Source organism: Rhodococcus sp. NPDC055024 (assembly GCF_053608585.1).
This window is the reverse complement of record NZ_JBSGVT010000001.1, coordinates 856067-871564: the sequence shown is the minus strand read 5'-3', so window position 1 is coordinate 871564 and position 15498 is coordinate 856067. Positions and strand designations below refer to the sequence as shown.

Annotated in this window: 16 protein-coding genes and 1 pseudogene; 7 read left to right on the top strand and 10 right to left on the bottom strand. The window is 64.4% G+C overall.

What is annotated here, in order from left to right; all coding sequences use genetic code 11:
• Nucleotides 1–53 precede the first annotated feature (53 nt).
• The 5 genes from ACWF6P_RS03960 to ACWF6P_RS03940 all read left to right on the top strand — a co-directional run bounded on the left by ACWF6P_RS03960 (nt 54) and on the right by ACWF6P_RS03940 (nt 4205).
• Nucleotides 54–881: a 2-keto-4-pentenoate hydratase gene (locus ACWF6P_RS03960; protein ID WP_452620046.1), complete on the top strand. Its 828-nt coding sequence runs from the start codon at nt 54–56 to the stop codon at nt 879–881.
• Nucleotides 878–1822, top strand: a complete 945-nt coding sequence (locus ACWF6P_RS03955) for an acetaldehyde dehydrogenase (acetylating) (protein ID WP_452620045.1) — start codon at nt 878–880, stop codon at nt 1820–1822. The genes ACWF6P_RS03960 and ACWF6P_RS03955 overlap by 4 nt, the downstream gene beginning before the upstream one ends.
• Nucleotides 1819–2847, top strand: a complete 1029-nt coding sequence (dmpG, locus tag ACWF6P_RS03950; protein ID WP_030537431.1) for a 4-hydroxy-2-oxovalerate aldolase — start codon at nt 1819–1821, stop codon at nt 2845–2847. The genes ACWF6P_RS03955 and dmpG overlap by 4 nt, the downstream gene beginning before the upstream one ends.
• A gap of 160 nt (nt 2848–3007) precedes the next feature.
• Entirely contained in the window at nt 3008–3724 is a 717-nt protein-coding gene (locus tag ACWF6P_RS03945; protein ID WP_452620044.1) for an NUDIX domain-containing protein, read from the top strand.
• A gap of 19 nt (nt 3725–3743) precedes the next feature.
• Complete coding sequence (locus tag ACWF6P_RS03940) at nt 3744–4205, top strand: DUF6389 family protein (protein WP_452620043.1); 462 nt, start codon at nt 3744–3746, stop codon at nt 4203–4205.
• Between the two features lie 62 nt (nt 4206–4267).
• Here ACWF6P_RS03940 and ACWF6P_RS03935 read toward each other — a convergent pair whose 3' ends face one another.
• The 3 genes and pseudogenes from ACWF6P_RS03935 to ACWF6P_RS03925 form a co-directional block, all read right to left on the bottom strand.
• Nucleotides 4268–4360, bottom strand: a complete 93-nt coding sequence (locus tag ACWF6P_RS03935) for a mycothiol transferase (protein ID WP_370852753.1) — start codon at nt 4358–4360, stop codon at nt 4268–4270.
• A 79-nt stretch (nt 4361–4439) separates the two neighbouring features.
• Nucleotides 4440–4598: pseudogene (locus ACWF6P_RS03930) on the bottom strand (mini-circle protein); the annotation flags it as partial.
• Nucleotides 4599–4731: 133 nt separating this feature from the next.
• Complete coding sequence (locus tag ACWF6P_RS03925) at nt 4732–5208, bottom strand: hypothetical protein (RefSeq protein ID WP_452620042.1); 477 nt, start codon at nt 5206–5208, stop codon at nt 4732–4734.
• A gap of 139 nt (nt 5209–5347) precedes the next feature.
• Between ACWF6P_RS03925 and ACWF6P_RS03920 the strand changes: the two genes are divergently transcribed.
• A complete protein-coding gene (locus ACWF6P_RS03920) occupies nt 5348–5689 on the top strand; it encodes a VOC family protein (RefSeq protein WP_378541551.1) in 342 nt (113 codons plus the stop codon).
• 173 nt (nt 5690–5862) lie between these two features.
• On the top strand, nt 5863–6234 hold the full coding sequence (locus tag ACWF6P_RS03915; RefSeq protein ID WP_452620041.1) for an SdpI family protein: 372 nt from the start codon (nt 5863–5865) through the stop codon (nt 6232–6234).
• 43 nt (nt 6235–6277) lie between these two features.
• Here ACWF6P_RS03915 and ACWF6P_RS03910 read toward each other — a convergent pair whose 3' ends face one another.
• From ACWF6P_RS03910 to ACWF6P_RS03880, 7 genes are all read right to left on the bottom strand, one after another.
• Nucleotides 6278–7312 carry a HEAT repeat domain-containing protein gene (locus tag ACWF6P_RS03910; protein WP_452620040.1) on the bottom strand — a complete coding sequence of 345 codons (1035 nt, stop codon included), beginning with the start codon at nt 7310–7312 and terminating at the stop codon, nt 6278–6280.
• A gap of 13 nt (nt 7313–7325) precedes the next feature.
• The gene (locus ACWF6P_RS03905) at nt 7326–7991 is read right to left on the bottom strand and encodes a HEAT repeat domain-containing protein (RefSeq protein ID WP_452620039.1); all 666 of its coding nucleotides are present in this window, start codon (nt 7989–7991) and stop codon (nt 7326–7328) included.
• Between the two features lie 68 nt (nt 7992–8059).
• Nucleotides 8060–9925: an SIP domain-containing protein gene (locus ACWF6P_RS03900; protein WP_452620038.1), complete on the bottom strand. Its 1866-nt coding sequence runs from the start codon at nt 9923–9925 to the stop codon at nt 8060–8062.
• A 9-nt stretch (nt 9926–9934) separates the two neighbouring features.
• Nucleotides 9935–11377 (bottom strand): salicylate synthase, encoded by a 1443-nt coding sequence (locus ACWF6P_RS03895; RefSeq protein WP_452620037.1) that lies wholly within the window; start codon nt 11375–11377, stop codon nt 9935–9937.
• Entirely contained in the window at nt 11374–12993 is a 1620-nt protein-coding gene (locus ACWF6P_RS03890) for a (2,3-dihydroxybenzoyl)adenylate synthase (protein ID WP_452620036.1), read from the bottom strand. Before ACWF6P_RS03890 ends, ACWF6P_RS03895 begins: the two co-directional genes overlap by 4 nt.
• Complete coding sequence (gene entS / locus ACWF6P_RS03885; protein ID WP_378530329.1) at nt 12990–14327, bottom strand: enterobactin transporter EntS; 1338 nt, start codon at nt 14325–14327, stop codon at nt 12990–12992. The genes ACWF6P_RS03890 and entS overlap by 4 nt, the downstream gene beginning before the upstream one ends.
• Before the next feature lie 41 nt (nt 14328–14368).
• A complete protein-coding gene (locus ACWF6P_RS03880) occupies nt 14369–15472 on the bottom strand; it encodes an iron-siderophore ABC transporter substrate-binding protein (protein ID WP_452620035.1) in 1104 nt (367 codons plus the stop codon).
• Nucleotides 15473–15498: the final 26 nt, after the last annotated feature.

Genomic DNA, 15498 nt, shown 5'->3' with positions numbered 1-15498 from the left:
TGAGTGAGACAGTTCCCTGGCGCAATCTCGGCGCCGCGGCGAAAGTAGTGGCCATGAGCCAGCCCACGAATACCAGTACAGCTAGCGAGACCGACATCGCAGCTGCTGCGGACCGCCTCGCAGCCGCCATCGCGAGCGGTACTCCCTGCGCGCCAGTGCGCGATCTGATCGGCGCCGACGACCTCGTCGCCGCCTACGCCGTCCAGCGTCGCGTCGACGAAATCCGTCGGCAGGGCGGGGCCGTGGTCGTAGGCCGCAAGATCGGCCTGACCTCGGTGGCAGTCCAGCAGCAGCTCGGCGTCGACCAGCCCGACCTCGGCGTGCTGTACGCCGACATGGAGTTCCCGGCCGGCGGCGCCATCCCCATGAGTCGTTTGATCCAGCCCAAGGTCGAAGCGGAAGTTGCCTTCGTGCTCGGCGCCGACCTTGTGGACGGGCCACTGGACAGCGCCCAGGTCCGCGGCGCGATCGACTACGCCGTCGCGGCGATCGAGATCTGCGACAGCCGCATCGAGTCGTGGGACATCAAGTTCGGTGACACCGTCGCCGACAATGCGTCCTCGGGCGTCTACGTCCTCGGAACCGAACGCCGCACCCTCGACGAGGTGGAACCCGCCGGCGTCGTCATGTCGATGTCCGTCGACGGCACCGAGGTGTCCACCGGCGTCGGAACCGCCTGCCTGGGCGATCCGATCGAAGCCGTCGTCTGGCTCGCCCGCACGGCGCGCGAGTTGGGGCAGCCGCTGACCGCAGGCCAGGTGATCCTGTCCGGCGCACTCGGCCCCATGGCGCCGGTCACCGCAGGCAACGAAGTCACCGTGACCGTCTCCGGGCTCGGTTCCGTCACCACCAGTTTTTCCAGCGAAGAGGACAACGCATGAGCAAGGTCAAGGTCGCGATCATCGGATCGGGCAACATCGGCACGGATCTGATGATCAAGGTGCTGCGTAACTCCGACTACCTGGAGATGGGCGCGATGGTCGGTATCGACCCCGCGTCGGACGGGCTCGCTCGTGCGGCACGTCTGAACGTGCCGATCACGGCAGAAGGCGTCGAAGGCCTGGTCGGTCTGCCGAACTTCGACGAGATCGAGATCGTCTTCGACGCCACCTCGGCAAAGGCTCACGTGGCCAACAACGCGCGTCTGGCTCCCCTCGGCAAGCGCATGATCGACCTGACGCCTGCCGCGATCGGACCGTACGTCGTACCGGCCGTCAACGCGGACGAGCACTTGGACGCACCCAACGTCAACATGGTGACGTGTGGCGGCCAGGCCACCATCCCGATGGTTGCCGCTGTTTCTCGGGTGGTTCCGGTGGCGTACGCGGAGATCGTCGCGTCCATCGCCTCCAAGTCGGCCGGTCCCGGAACGCGCGCCAACATCGACGAGTTCACCGAAACCACGTCCGAGGCGATCGTGGCAGTCGGCGGCGCTCGTCGCGGCAAGGCCATCATCATCCTCAACCCCGCTGAGCCGCCGCTCATCATGCGCGACACGGTCTTCTGCCTCGTCGACGCGCCGGATACGGCTGTTCACGACGAGATCCGTCAGTCGATCGAGAAGATGGTCGGCGACGTCTCGGCATACGTCCCGGGCTACCGCCTCAAGCAGGAAGTCCAGATCACCGAGATCCCGGCCGACCAGCCGGTCGAGACGTTGCTCGTCGACGGCAATCGCCCTACCCACCAGGTGTCGGTATTCCTCGAGGTCGAGGGTGCTGCGCACTACCTGCCCGCGTACGCCGGCAATCTCGACATCATGACGTCCGCCGGAATGCAGATCGCGGAGCGCATCGCCCAGCAGAAGGAAGCAACCAAGTGAGCAACCGCAAGATCTTCGTCCAGGACGTCACCCTTCGCGACGGCATGCACGCTGTTCGCCACCGCATTTCGCCGACCGACGTCAAGCGGATCGTCACAGCTCTCGACGCTGCCGGCGTCGACGCGATCGAAGTTGCGCACGGTGACGGCCTCGCTGGTGGCTCGCTCAACTACGGTCCCGGCTCCAACACCGACTGGGAATGGATCGAAGCAGCAGCCGAGGTACTCGAGCACGCTCGCCTCACCACGCTGCTTCTGCCCGGTGTCGGCACGATCAGTGAACTCAAGCATGCCTACGACCTGGGTGTACGTTCCGTTCGCGTTGCCACCCACTGCACCGAGGCCGACGTCTCCGCGCAGCACATCGAGACCGCCCGCGAGATCGGCATGGATGTCTCAGGCTTCCTGATGATGAGCCACATGGCACCGGCCGAGGAGTTGGCGAAGCAGGCCAAGCTGATGGAATCGTATGGCGCGCACTGCGTCTACGTCACCGACTCGGGTGGGCGCCTGGTGATGAACGACGTCGCGGATCGTGTTCGCGCATACCGCGACATTCTCGACGAGGGTACCGAAATCGGTATCCACGCCCACGAGAACCTTTCACTCTCGGTCGCCAATTCTGTTGTGGCCGTGCAGAACGGCGTCACGCGCGTCGACGCTTCCTTGGCCGGACACGGTGCCGGAGCCGGCAACTGCCCCCTCGAAGCATTCATCGCCGTTGCGAACATCGAGGAGTGGGAGCACGGCTGCGACCTGTTCGCCTTGCAGGATGCTGCCGACGACATCGTCCGTCCGCTGCAGGACCGGCCGGTCCGCGTCGATCGAGAGACCCTCACACTGGGCTACGCAGGCGTGTACTCGAGCTTCCTGCGCCACGCGGAAGCTGCGTCGGAGCGCTACGGAATCGACGTTCGCACACTGCTGCTCGAAGCCGGACGTCGCCGTCTGGTGGGTGGCCAGGAGGACATGATCGTCGATATCGCGCTCACCCTTGCTGCGCAGGCGAGCAAGGAAGCTGTCTGACGCGCTGCCGAATTCGCTGATACCCGAGCCCCGCTCACGTCTCCGGACGGGGGCGGGACTTCTCAGTTGGGCTGAGAGGTTCTGTCATTACAGCGCTCAACCTCTGAAACTGTTGTTGCCCAATAACGGCGAGGGGCCGATCTTCGCTACGGTGAATGACATGACCGAACCCGACTGCGACCCGCTGGTACACCCAACTTCAACCGAGGGTTGTGTCGGCGTCGACATACCGGACAGCCGGGGTCGCACCGGCCTCGACCGAACAGGCTTCGGGCTGCACGGTAATCCTAATGTCGAAGTCGAACGAGTCGAGGTCACCTCAGACGGTTGGCATGTGTTGCGTCGCAGCACCTTCACGTACCGGCGTCGGGACGGGACTCGCGAGACGCAGCAACGTGAAACCTACGACCGCGGGAACGGCGCGACGATCTTGCTGTACGACCCCGAACGGCGCACCGTCCTGCTGACGAAGCAATTCCGCTTTCCCGCTTACGTCAACGCGCACCCCGACGGAATGCTGATCGAGACCGCAGCCGGTTTGCTCGACGACGACACCCCGGAAGTAGCCATTCGGCGAGAGACGAGCGAGGAGCTTGGCGTCGCGATCGGTGAGGTGCAGCATCTGTTCGATCTGTACATGAGCCCCGGATCCGTCACCGAGAGAGTGCATTTCTACGCCGCTCGATACAGTCCGGCGGACAGAACCGGCAGCGGCGGCGGGGTGCCAGACGAAGGCGAGGACATCGAAGTCCTGGAGTTGCCGTTCGACACGGCACTCGACATGGTCGCCGGCGGAGAGATCGTCGACGGTAAGACGGTCATTCTTCTTCAATGGGCTGCCATGTCGGGGGCACTGACTTCGAAGTCGATTGCCTGAAATTCTATATCCTGTGCCGATGGAACCTGCCGAGTACCGTGACGCGCTGAGGTCCGTCCTCGACACCGCATCGTCGGTAGTCGAAAGCCGGCTGGCGGCGATGCGCGCCGCGGCGACAGCACAAACCGAAGGCATTGTCATCGACGTCTCCGTGGACCAGGACGGCGAGGGCACTTTCGGCGTCTGGGCGCGATTCGACGACCCTGATGCGTTCAGTTTGAATCAGCAGATCGGCGACGAGCGGGAGCTTTTCGGCGTGATCTGGGGTGAGGAAGGCTGGGAGCCACCGGTTCCCACTCGTCCGCGAGAGTGGTCACGCACGGAACTCGAGGAAGTTATCGTCGGTGTCGTCGCCGAGTGGATCGGCGCGCTCGTTCCCCCGACTGCATCCGAACTGCACTGGGAAGTAACAACTCCCGACGGAGCGACCGACCCGATACCTGTGGGCCCCGATTTCAGTCGTGGACATTCGCCTCGATGAAGCGCGGAAGCTGTCGGCGAGATGGACGACTTCGAACCACTGTTGTGATCGATGTTGCGATGTCACCGACCGGTCGAACCGTCGATCAGCTCGCGGAGGATGTCAGCGTGCCCGGCATGGCGTCCGGTCTCTTCGCTGAAACGTCGCTTTCCAATCCGTCACGTTTTCGGCGAGAAACATCGATCGTTCGACAAAGGTCAAATGATTGACCAGCCTGAGCAAGGTTGTTCCCGACCGAACAATTGTGGTGCGCACCTGAGGTTCCGGAGCACCTTCAACCTTGACAGCGATCGAATCACGCAGGTAGTCGAGAAACGCGCGCAGCGTATCGGTCTCGCTATTCCCTGTCCGGGGTGGTGGGACATCACGGCGGCTCCGACGCGACGTTGCCATGGTGGATCTCCTTCCTCGGTGAAGAACGACGAAGAGGCTTCATTCCTGGCTAGGCAGTACCGATCCTTCCGAACTCACGCCGATCCCGCATCAAATTTTGCCGTTGCGGCAAAGGCCGGCTTTACTGCCGGTATCACCGCGCCGAATGCAGGTCGCGCACAAGTTGAGGTGTCCGCCACTTGCCGACCTCGAACGGCCACCGCCGCAGCGGATAAGCGAGACGGGCCACGAAGTAATTGACGTATTCGACGACGCCGAAAGCCCACACCACCATGATGACCGCCGCAGTGACGAAATGATCTGGTAGCCAAATGAGCACGCCGAGGAGACCGACTGCCAAGACGACAATGTCGAGGACTCGAAACGCACGGTAGAGCGCCGCGAGGCGGGCCGGCATCGGCGCCTGCTCGACCCAGCCTCGGGCAAGCAGCCAATAGACACCCGCTTGCACGAGAACCACGAGCAGTGGGGCCAGCGCCGACCACAGCGCCGCGGAGTCGTGCGGACCTTCGAGCCGAGGCACCACGACGCCGACAGCCACAGCAGCAAACACTCCCGCGGCGGCCAGTTCGCCAAGACCGAGGCTCAGGTACCTGCGTCGCAAACTCATTCGCCGTTGATCCACCACGTGAGAAACCATATCCGTTGATCACTGCGCAGCGGGTGCGCATCAGTTGCAGGGCATTGCCTAAGATCGATCGAAAGGCAGTCACGTGTAAAGAGGTTGGTGTGCGATGGTGCGATTGGCCATGGTTACGTTCGATGCAACGGATGCCCGATCACTTGCCACCTGGTGGTCGGAGCGATTCAGCGAGGCGAGTATCGATGGTGACGAAGATTTCCTGACGGTGACGGCCCCGGACCTCCCACTCACTCTCGGTTTCCAACGGATCGATCAGGCTCGCAGCCAAAGGAATACGGTTCACCTCGACTTCGACCTCGAACCGCAGGATCCTCCGCGGGACCAGGTCGTCGCGACCTTCGTCGCGGCAGGAGCAGCCCACGTCGAGCGCCATGAGTCGGGCGGATCAATTTGGGACGTGTTGGCGGATCCGGCGGGAAACCTTTTCTGCGTAGGTGATCCGCATTAGGGTCTGTCTGACAACCCGTCCGAGATCGAGTCCGCTGCTCATCCGACAAAGCTTGAAAGTGCGTCACCTGATCAGCAGTACATACATTCGTTCGCATACAGTCGGATGTGTCCAGCGGCACCCAGACTGGAATGTCCGCTGTGTTCAAAATCTGCCGACAGGGGGCTGGACGGGTGGGATCGCCTGACTTACTGGGTCTGACGGCCTCACTGTCGTCGTCGACGCTTATCCTCGCCTTCGTTGCTGGGCTCATGCCGCGACTGGTCGGTGATGAACCGAATCCCGTTGTCGGCATACGCACGAGGGCAACGATCTCGAGCCCCGAGGCGTGGCAATTGGCCCATCGGATTGCGCGGCCGCTTCTGCGCCGGACGGTGTGGACAGCCGTAGTGGGACTCTGCACGCAGGTCGCGATCGGTGTCGTGACGGGTTTCGGATCTGTGGGCTCGGCTGTCACTTCAACGGTCGTGTTTCTAGCAGTGCTCGTCGTCCTGCTCTGTGCGGCGTTGAAGGGCAACGCCGCAGCAAAATCGTTGCGGCATTGACAGCCTGGGCCGCAGTTGTCAGACGTGCCCTCGTTCTCCGATTTCAGTTCCCGATACGCGGTCGTTCGCGTCGGCGGGGTCCACGGTCCCGCATCTCGAGGATCGCGGCTGCCGTTGACGCGACCGTCTTGTCGTCGTCGTGGGTGAGCCGGGCGAGCGCTTCCCGTGCTGCCGCGCCGGGAATCTCGGCGAGCGCCTGCGTGATCCGCAACCGCGTCGGCACGTCGGCGGTGTTGTCGAGCCTGTCCTGCACTGCATCGACGACTTCGCCGCTTGCTGGTGAGCGCTCCGCCAGAAGACCGAGTACCTCGCCGGCCTCGACGTCGCGTCGCCCGTCGGCGACCATCTCGAGGAGAGCGGGCATCGCGACGGCCTCTCCGCGAGATCCAAGGGTGAGGGCAGCGTCGGCGCGGACTATCTCGTCCGAATCATCGAGAGCTCGCTTCAGAGACCGAGTTGCCTCCTCGGTGTGAATCCCGGAGATGGCGGACGTCGCACGGCGTCGAACCTCGACGTCCTTCGATTCGAGGCCCTTCGCGAGGCCTGCAAGTCCCGCACCTTCAGTCCTCGCCAACGCCCACTGCAACGCGCCTGCCACGTTGGCATCCTTCTCCGACAGGATGGCTTCGACGAGTGCGTCGACGGGCAGCGCCGCATTCAGCTCCTGCGACAGGATCGCTTGCTGACGGTGGGCGGCGAACTCGGATTCGAGTGCACGCAACAGCGAGACCATGCGCAGGACGTCATCCCACTCCGAAGGGGCGGACGCGTCGACCCTTTCGAGTTTGGTCAGCAATTCTTCCTCCGCCGCGATCCGTTGCCGAGTGTGTTGCATGAGTTCACCCACCAAATCGGCGGGGGCGAAGTCGGGCTCGTCCAGTGCACGCTTGGCCTCGTTCAGCGAGAGCCCCAACGTCCTCAGGCTCTCGACGTGGAAGAGCCGACGGATGTCGTCGGCGGAGTACTCGCGGTAACCGCCGGACGTGCGGCCCGTCGGCCTCACCAGTCCCAACGTGTCGTAGTGCCGCAGCATCCGTGTGCTGACACCACAACGCCGCGAGACCTCGCCGATCAACATCCGTCTCCCCTTCCTACGCGTCCGGGCCGATTGCCGCGACGCGCTTCGCCAACTCGTGTGAGAGAGCGAACCCACCGTCAGGGTCGTGCCAGAGTTGCTTTGTAGCATCAGCATGCGCCCGAACATGCGGATTCGGGCTTGCACCGGCCGCGTCGAGCACCGGGAGTACAGCCTCGCCCAATCCTGTCAGAGCTCGGCTGAGACTGAGCTGCATCTGGAGTTCACCCCGCCCGAGTTCGGTGGCCAGCTCGGCCGCGAGCGCGCCCTCGTCTCTTGACGGCACGAGGGCCACAGCCGCACGCCACGCACTGCGCACGACCTCGTCGTCCTGGTCGTGAACCAGCGCAGAGACCGCGGGCCACGCGATCGGATCGCCGATCTTGGACAAGGTGTGGAGCGCCTGACTGCGGGCTTGCGAACCATCGGACCCGAGCTCACGGATCAGCTTCGGTACCGTGATTTCGGCCGGCAGGCGGCACAACGCCCAGGTCAGCATGTCGCGGACGAAGAAATCCGGCTCGACGGCACACCGATCGACCAGGGCAACCGTCAGCTCAGGGTCCGGGCGTGTGCCGGCGGCGAGCGCGGCGCGCAGCCGAACCGAGGGATCAGCTGCGGCCAATGCGTCGACGAGGTGAGCATTCTGCCCACCGTGGTTGGTTGTGTTCACGACAACCACCTCCTTCGTCGACCATTGGAGTCCTTGTCACTGTGTCAAGGTCAAGCCGGCGAAGGTCGTAGCCAAGTTCAGAGCTGGCGGCGCAGGTCCAGAACTGCGATTCCCCAGCCGACGAGTCGTGATGCAGACACGACCAGACCTGCATCTTCCGCGACAGCTGCGAACTCGGATTCGGTACGTATTCCGGTGCCGTGCATACAGAGCATCAGCAGATCGAATTCGGCAGCGTCCTCACTGATCGAGGTTCCGGCGGCACCTTCGTCGAGCAACCGCTCGACAACGATGATCTTGCCACCGGGCACAACAGCCTCACTGGCTGTACGGAGCAGCAGGCTCAGGTCGTTGTCCGGAAGACGCCCAGTCGCTTCGAGGAGGAGATACGCGTCGAACGGGTGGGCAGTCACCGGCGCGAGAACACTCTGCGTCAGATGGCTGATCCGGTCCGACACCGCGGGGTCGACGTCCTTGTCGATCCGTTCGAGTTCACTGGGCAAACCGAGGACCGTTGCCGCGAGGTGCTGTTCGGCACCGAGCACGGCATTCATCACGACGCCGGAACCGCTGCCCGCGACCAGGATGCGCGTGACGTCGCTGAGGGGATATTCGGCTGCGAGGGCCGATCCCAGAAATGCTGCCTCGTCGGCGATGTGATGGTGATGCTTGTCGGCCAGCAGTGGATGGGCGTCCAAGTCTTCGTCGAGGGTGCGGCCGGTAACGGCACTGATCGCGGCCGTTCCGGATCGAACGGCGCCGACCAACCCGGTGATGGACAACTCGACCCGTGCCTCGATTCCCTCGAGGTCGAGCCAGCTCGAGACCCACTCGTCGCCCAGCATCGCCTCACCCACTTCGCCGAGGGTCAGCGTCTCCCCTGCTCCCCGGGCGAGAACCTCGGTGGCGATCAGGTAGCGGACGAACTTCGCCAAGGCTCGAGAGTCGGTTCCGGTGCGAGAGGCCAACTCGCCCAGATTGTCGGCACCTTCGGCAACGTGGTGAGGAATACGCAGAGTGTTTGCCGCCCTGATCGCGAACGGGGAGACGATCTCTGCCCGCTCGGCGAGCTTGTCGAACGGTTCGGTCGTCGCGGCCGCGAGATCGGGCACGGCGGGATCGTCGGCGAGAGTGACGACCTCGGCACGTCGCCAATAGCCGGTGATGTCCACCATCTCCGCCGGCAACTGACGCTCTTCACGCAGATACCGACGAATCCCCTTGAGCGAGGTGGATTCTCCGGCTACCCAGGCGAACACGGCGCCGTCACGCCACGGTACGGAGCGCACGGCCTGCTCGAGCGCTGACAGTTCACCGGCCGGACTGTCGTCTCGGCCTACCCGAGTGAGCGAGACCGAAGCCGCGCTGGGCAGATCGAGTGTGTGCTCGGCTGAAGTGACCTCGACAACGACGCGAGCGTCCAGACCGGCGGGCATCTCTTCGAGCCAACGCGCGATTGCCGGTATCGCAGTTTCGTCTCCGACGACGAGTACCCAGTCCACATCTTCCGGCGCACGCCCCGAACGAACCGGACCAAGGAGGTCGATGGAGTCGCCCGGCAAGCATCGTCGTCCCCAGGTGGACGCGATTCCGGTCTCGTGGGTGACAAAATCGAGCGTCAACTCGGCGGCAGCGGGATCGAACTTGCGCACGGTGTAGTTGCGGGTGACGGGCTTGGGGTCGCGTGGCCACTCGACCGTGCGTGCGCGCTGCTGCGGAAGCACCACTTCGCCGGACTCGGTGGGAAAGAACAGTCTCACGAAGTCGTCGAATCCGGAACTGCACAGCGCCGGGAACTCGAACCCGTCCTTCTCGAACGCGACAAGTTCCGGGCCGCGCAGGACGATGCGTCGCATCCCGGCGTCGATGTCGGACGTCTCGACGACCGTGGCACGCCGGATCACCTCGGGATGCACCAACTGTTGCCGGTGGGATCTGGCCATGTGTCGCTATTACCCTTCTACGTCGAATGCGCTTACATCGAATGCGTCGGCGCCGCTCACTTCGGTGCCGCTCACTTCGACAGCACTGGGATGCTGCCGCCGAATCAGATACGGTGCAACGCTCGTGAGCTTCTCACAGGTCTCGTCGAACTCTCGGTCCGGAGTGGACTGCGCGACGATCCCTGCCCCGGCACGCAACCACGTGCGTCCTTGCTGCTGGTAGACGGCCCGGAGAACGAGGGCGGCTTCAAGCGTCCCGGTCGACGAGGCGCGAACCACCGCCCCCGAGTACAGGCCGCGTTCACCGTTGTCGAGACGTGCGATCGCGTCGATCGACTCGCGTTTAGGGATTCCCGACGCGGTGACGGCGGGAAAGACGGCCGCGAACGCATCCCAGGGTGAGAGGTCGTCGCGCAACAGGCCGCGCACGGTCGAGGCGAGGTGCTGCACACTGCCACGTTCACGAACACTCATGAAGTCGGTGACCGTGGTCGAGTCGCCGGTAGAGACGGAGGCGACCTCCCGGAACGCGGTGCGGACCGACACTGCATGTTCGGCAATCTCTTTCGGGTCCTCCTCCAGATCATTGCGTGCTGCCGCGTCCGCCTCCGGTCCCACACCGAGGGCACGGGTCCCGGCAAGCGGTTCGGCCGAGACGCGTCTCCGGCCGTCGACGGCGACGACGAGTTCGGGGCTGAATCCTGCCGCTGCGATGTCTCCGAGGTTCAACAGAAAGGAGCGGGCCGGTGTGTTGGCGAGTCGCCCGACACGGTAGGTATTGGGCAGGTCGACGTCGAAAGTAACCGGAACAGTCCGGGAGAGAATGACTTTCGTGTAGTCGCCACGACGCACTTCGTCGATCGCCGCGGCGGCGCGTTCTCGGTAGCTATCGGTGTCGGTGAAAACGTCGACGGCACCTGACGAAGGTGGTGCCACGGCGGTAACACGCCGGAGGACATCGGTGAGCGCAGCCGCGTCGGCGGGCGTACCGCCGGTCACGACGATGTCGTCGCCCAGGGATCGGCCGAAGGTGATTTCGACGCGCGGGATGATCAGGTGCGCCAGGGTGGACTCGCCCAGCGGCCGGCCGGCCGGCACACAATGGGTGTACGCCGAGAACTCGAAACTCACCCAGCCGTAGGCATTCCAGTGCTGAACCGGGAGCGCCGCGAGGGAGTCCTGCAGCGCGAGCGCCGGGTCGTCCGACCACTCGGACACGCTGTCGACGCCGTCCCAGGTGGTGGTCACGGTCCGGCCTGTCATCACCACGGAGCCGAGAATGCCTGCCGCGATCACCCAGTCCCCGTGGTTCTCGTAGACCACGTATTCCTCGAACAGGCCGGATTCGGCAAAGGCGACGACCTTGGCGAGGTCTCGGTCGAGTAGGTTCCCTGCCGGGAGACGGGAAGGATCGAGATCGGTATCGAGATCGTCGACGGTCGATGATGTCACGAACGGCTCCCGACGGCAGCGACCAACGCGTTCTTGTCGATCTTCCCGACTGCGGTCATCGGCAGCGACGGGCGAGTCACCACACGATCGGGAAGGGTGTTTGCGGCGCATCCGAGACCGACGAGGAAGGATCGTAACTCCCCCAGTGTGGGTTCGGTTGCGCGGGTGACGATCACCGCGCACACGCTCTCTCCGAGATCACGGTCCGGGATGCCGACCACCGCGACCCTGGACACCGCCGGGTGGGTGAGCAACAGGTCTTCGAGAGCGTCTGCGGCGACATTTTCGCCGCCCCGGGTGATGACGTCTTTGATCCGGCCGGTGACGATCAGGTGGCCGGTCGCGAGCATGCGGACCTGGTCGCCACTTCGGTAGAACCCGTCGGCGGTGATCGCGGTCCGATTATGTTCGGCGGCACGGTAATAGCCGTTGATGGTGTAAGGCCCACGGGTGAGGAGTTCCCCCACCTCGCCCGGTAGGACATCGTCACCGGCCTCGTCGACGATCCGGATCTCGTCGAGTTCGGAGAGAGGACGGCCCTGCGTGGTCAGCACCAGATCGTCGGTGTCGTCGAGGCGCGTGTAGTTCAGCAATCCCTCGGCCATGCCGAACACCTGCTGCAGGGTGCATCCGAGGGCGGGCCGGACGAGTTTGGCGACCTCCGGGGTGAGCTTGGCTCCCCCGACCTGCAGCAACCGAAGGCTGGAGAGATCTGCACTCTCCCATTCGGTTGCTTCACACCACAAATGGGTCAGACTCGGTACGAGAGCGGTCACGGTGACGCCGTGCTGTTCGATCAGTCCGAACGTGTGGTCCGGGCTGGGATCGCGCGTCAGGACCACGGCGGCGCCGACACCGAACGCACCGAGAATGCCGGGGCAGGCAAGGGGGAAATTGTGAGCCGCGGGAAGGACCGCGAGATACACGTCGTCTTCGGTGAGTTCACATATCTGCGCGCTGGCTCGGGCGTTGTACGCGTAGTCGTCGTGGGTGCGGGGAATCAGCTTCGGCAATCCGGTGGTTCCGCCGGACACCAGCAGCACCGCGACGTCCCGTGAATCGGCCCGATCGAAGGCGCGTCGCTCGGCGTGAACATCTGCGAGTGAGGTGAATTCCGCTGCGTCACCGTCGACGAACACCGTTGTCACACTGGGAACTGACCCGACGACCTCACGGGCGAGGTCGCGGTAGTCGAAACCCCCGTCGCTGTCGGCGATCACGTATGCCGTCGCCTCGGACAAGCCGGCGAGGTGCACGATCTCTCGGGCACGATGGGCGGGCAGGGTCAATACCGGAACGGCGCCACATTCGAGCAAGGCGAAGAGCACCACGACGAACGAGGGTGTGTTGGGCAGTTGAACAATCACCCGATCCCCAGCACCGACGCCGCGTTCGGCGAAGCCGGCAGCGGTGGCACGTACCCGGATTCCCAACTCGGAGTAGGACAATGCCCCATCGCTACCGACGACGGCTCGGCGACGTGAATGGTCGGCAACCCAAGTGTCGAATTCCGTGGGTATGGCACGTCCACGCCATAGGCCGGCGTCGGCGTACCGTTGGGCCCGCTCGACGGAAAACGGTACGACGTCGATGTTCGTGGAGAGCTCTGCGGTCATCGTAGTTCCTCGCGTTCGAGTGATTCTGTGCCGGAATGCTCGGGTGTGACGCCCGGCGAGCTGCCGTCGACAATGTGGTCGACAATGTTGCCGACAGCGTGGTCGACGGTGTGGTCCACGTAGTCACGTAGTGACGCCAACGAGATCAGTGCGAGTACGGACAGAGACACCATGATGACGCCGTACACGATCAAGGCGGTGGAGGCGACGAACACGGTGCCGATCAGACCTGCGACCGCCGATCCCACGGACAGTCCGAATACGTTCTGTGCGCTCCACAAACTGTTCGCGCGGCCGAGCAGCCGGTCCGGCGTGTTGGTCTGGATCACGGTGTACGCCACGATCTCCTGGACGGCACCGAATGCCCCGGCCACGGCCAACAGGACGAGCGCTACCCAGACCATCGGTGCCAGTCCGACTCCGGCGAGCGCCAGGAAACTGGCCGCGAGCGCGAGTACGAGTACGTAGCCTTTGCGCCGCACCCTGCTGATCCACCCGCTGGCCACCGATCCCAGGGCCGCCCCGACTGCGGTCGCGGAATACAGCAGGCCGGCGGTGCGCGGATCTCCGTCGAAGCGTTGCTCCACGAAGGCCGGGATCAGTACCCCGACACCGCCGCCGAGCAAAGCAATGGTTCCGACGATGAGAACCGACCGAACGATGTTCCGGCTCAACGCGAACCGGAACCCTCCGGTGAGGGACGCCCACGGCGACTCCTCGTCCGTCTCGTCCGGCCGCAATTCCGGCAGAGTCGCCAGAAGTGGAACAGTGAGCAGGGTGCCTGCTGCGGCAGCCCAGTAGTTCCAGGTCACCCCACCGGTGGCGATTACCACGCCACCGAGCGCGGGGGCCGCCATCATGCCGAGCTGGACGGTGAGTGCGTTGATGGCTCCGGCCGCGGCGAACGAGTTCTCCGGGATCAGAGCCGGAGTCACGGCGAGGAGCGCGGTGATGCTGATCGCACCGATCGCGCCGTCGACGGCGCCGAGTGCGTAGATAGCCCATACACTCGGGTCCGCCGACGCCGCGTTGAGCGCGAGCCCGACAAACGCCAAGCCGCACAATGTTCGGGTCCATACGATCAGTCGTCGTCTGTCGTACCGGTCGGCGAGTACGCCCCCGGTGAGCAGACCGACCAGGGTGGCGACGCCCGTGACCGTCGACGCGAATCCGACGTGTGCCGTCGATCCGGTCAACGCGAAGATCTGCACGGGCACTGCGACGATCAGCATGCCGATTCCGAACACCGCGATGGTGCGTGCGATGACGATGCTCCGGAACGGTGGGCTCTCGCGCAGTGGCGACAGGTCCAGCAGTAGAGCCTTGCCGCTCATGGTGTTTCCTCCCTGGCCGTTATCCGGCCCTTGTCCCTCGACTATCCCTTGACGTTGCCTGCGGCGGTGTTCAGCACCGTGGCGACGTCGTCGAGGATGTACGGGATGGTCAGGACCGTCAGTCCGCCGAAGGCGAAGTTCTTGTCGACGCTGAAGTCCTTGGTGGATGCAGTGCGGCCGTCGACGATCACCGGCTGTGCGGCAACCAAAGGCTCGGCGAGGAACGCGTTGAGAGAGTCCTTGTCGTAAGCGACCACGAACAGCACGTCGGCCGCGATCAGGGGCGCCTGCTCGGTGCTCAGCTCGAAGTACACGGCCTCAGGGTCCTTGGTCGGATCTGCCTGCTGGATCGACGGCTCGTTCTTCAGTCCAAGCTGTTCGAGGAACTCGACGCGCACGTCGGCGTCCTTGCTCACCGCGAACGTGCTCGGGCTGTTCGGGAGTGCGATGGTCACGGTCTTACCTTGCAGCGCAGGGTTCTTCGCAGCTGTCGCGCTGATCGCGGCATTGGTCTTGTCGATGAGTGCGGTGGCCTCGGCCTGCTTGCCCAGCGCCTGACCGGCGATGGTCACCTGGTCCTGCCACGACGCGGTCCACGGCTCGTCCGGGAAGGACACCACAGGCGCGATCTTCGACAGCGCGTCGAATTCCTGCTGAGTGATACCGGAGTACGGGGCGAAGATGAGATCCGGTTCTGCCTTGGCGAACTGCTCGACGGGTGCCTCACCGGTTCCGTCACCCGACAACAAGGTCGGCTGCTCGCCACCGAGCTTGTCGAGCGCCTCGGCGTCCCACTTCAGAATGCCCTTGTCGTCGGCCCCGTACTGAGGTCCCGCGAAGGTGGGCATCGCAACCGGGACGACGCCGAGCGCCAGGAGGGCGTCCTGGTTGGACCATCCCCAGGTTGCGACCCGCTTGGGCTCCTCCTTGATCTCGGCCGTGCCGAGAGCAGACTTGATCGTCACCGGGAACGCGGCATTCGCTGCCGACGAAGTCTCGGTGCTACCGCTGTCGTCGTTGCTGCTGCAGGCTGCCATTCCAGCCACGAGGCCGCATGCCGCCAGTACAGCTACCATTCCGCGGACGCGCTTGCCACCGCTCCGGTTGCGCCGCTCTGACGGCCCTCTTCCCATAATCCTTTTCACTCCAACACCTCTCGACCGATCGATCT

Bases quoted from the DNA above. Each gene is read 5' to 3' on its own strand.
- ACWF6P_RS03960 (WP_452620046.1), top strand. From the start codon at position 54: ATGAGCCAGCCCACGAATACCAGTACAGCTAGCGAGACCGACATCGCA.
- ACWF6P_RS03925 (WP_452620042.1), bottom strand. From the start codon at position 5,208: ATGAGTTTGCGACGCAGGTACCTGAGCCTCGGTCTTGGCGAACTGGCC.
- ACWF6P_RS03955 (WP_452620045.1), top strand. From the start codon at position 878: ATGAGCAAGGTCAAGGTCGCGATCATCGGATCGGGCAACATCGGCACG.
- entS (WP_378530329.1), bottom strand. From the start codon at position 14,327: ATGAGCGGCAAGGCTCTACTGCTGGACCTGTCGCCACTGCGCGAGAGC.
- ACWF6P_RS03940 (WP_452620043.1), top strand. From the start codon at position 3,744: ATGGAACCTGCCGAGTACCGTGACGCGCTGAGGTCCGTCCTCGACACC.
- ACWF6P_RS03920 (WP_378541551.1), top strand. From the start codon at position 5,348: ATGGTTACGTTCGATGCAACGGATGCCCGATCACTTGCCACCTGGTGG.
- ACWF6P_RS03900 (WP_452620038.1), bottom strand. From the start codon at position 9,925: ATGGCCAGATCCCACCGGCAACAGTTGGTGCATCCCGAGGTGATCCGG.
- ACWF6P_RS03910 (WP_452620040.1), bottom strand. From the start codon at position 7,312: ATGTTGATCGGCGAGGTCTCGCGGCGTTGTGGTGTCAGCACACGGATG.
- ACWF6P_RS03945 (WP_452620044.1), top strand. From the start codon at position 3,008: ATGACCGAACCCGACTGCGACCCGCTGGTACACCCAACTTCAACCGAG.
- ACWF6P_RS03890 (WP_452620036.1), bottom strand. From the start codon at position 12,993: ATGACCGCAGAGCTCTCCACGAACATCGACGTCGTACCGTTTTCCGTC.